Origin of the sequence: Desulfopila sp. IMCC35006 (genome assembly GCF_005116645.1) — a bacterium.
In the GTDB taxonomy this organism is placed as follows: domain Bacteria; phylum Desulfobacterota; class Desulfobulbia; order Desulfobulbales; family Desulfocapsaceae; genus Desulforhopalus_A.
Window position 1 is genome coordinate 1 of the sequence record NZ_SWCM01000043.1, and the last position, 1,235, is coordinate 1,235.

Sequence of the window (1,235 nt, forward strand, 5' to 3'; positions counted from 1 at the left end):
CAATGAGACGATGAATGTCGACATCAGGATGATAGGATCGAAGGTACTGGATTAACCACAAGGTATTCAGGCTGGAAACCTGTTTCTCCATAGGCATGTGTTGTGTGCCGACAGCACTGCCTCGCACAGCTTCCCACATAGTCCGACCAGTTGTAATGGTGGTATTAGAGTTCATGATAGACTAAGTCGTTCTCTAACCCCAGCAATCAAGAGAAAGAGGATTTTTTCAGATATGCCAGGATAAGGTCAAGGCAACCATCTGGTTCTTCTGACTATAGTTTCCATTCAATAGAGAGGAAGTACCATTATTGGATATTTCTCTATCCTTGTAAAAATCATAAGCATAACTAACTCTCCCAGTGATGTTAGTAAAGCGTTTTGCCACGCCAACAGTGAGGGTATGTTTATCTTGGCCACTGGCGGCAGGCTCATATGTTCTATCTGGCACGGGATTTTCTTCATAGAGGTACCCAGCTGAGAACCTGTACCCCTCGTCGATCTGATAGCTCACCCCAAACATATAGGCCCAGACATCATGCCAGTCTTTATTAATAGTTCTGGAAGTCTGCCCAGCTACGGGCAGACGGGTTGTCACTTCAAGTTTTTCGTATGAGGAATATTGCTCAAATCTCGTCGCTATCTCGAAAACCCAGCTGCGGGATGGCTTATAGGCAATACCTAAAAACAGCTGCCCTGGCAGGTTAATACCTGAGACCGCAGCAGTTGTTGGGAATATGGTCGTTAATAGCGGAGTATTATTTTGCGTTAAATCGAAACTGACGTCCCCGTTGAGATCAATATCCACAGGGCTCCGGTAGGAGGCTCCGAAGGCCAGTACATCGATTGGAGAATAAGTGGCACCGAAGTTCCATCCATAGCCGGTGCCTGTTGCCTTAAACGTCTGTCCACCATCGGGCAGTCCAAAAGTTTGGAGTGGGATCATTTGTTTCAGGGACACATCTGCGTATATAGCTCGAAACCCCACTGCAATTACCAATTTGTCGAAAAGTTTATAGGCAACAGAAGGATTAATATCCCACGTTGTCAACTTCGACTCGGTAGTAGTATATTTAAATATTGTGTCGTCAGGAAAATCACTACCTAAACCCAGTAATATCCGGTTAAGAACTTGCAGGTGGTTTCTTTAATCGTTTAAGGAGCTTTTTTCGTTTTCGATTTTGTATCGTTGATTGCGCCACAGCTTGTTGTGTTGCTTCATTTCGAATTTGATTGCG

1 protein-coding gene is annotated in these 1,235 nt (G+C 44.6%); it reads right to left on the reverse strand.

Annotated features, from left to right (window positions below; translation table 11 throughout):
- Window positions 1-226: 226 nt before the first annotated feature.
- Window positions 227-1,135 carry an OmpP1/FadL family transporter gene (locus FCL47_RS24080; protein ID WP_136816275.1) on the reverse strand — a complete coding sequence of 303 codons (909 nt, stop codon included), beginning with the start codon at window positions 1,133-1,135 and terminating at the stop codon, window positions 227-229.
- Window positions 1,136-1,235: the final 100 nt, after the last annotated feature.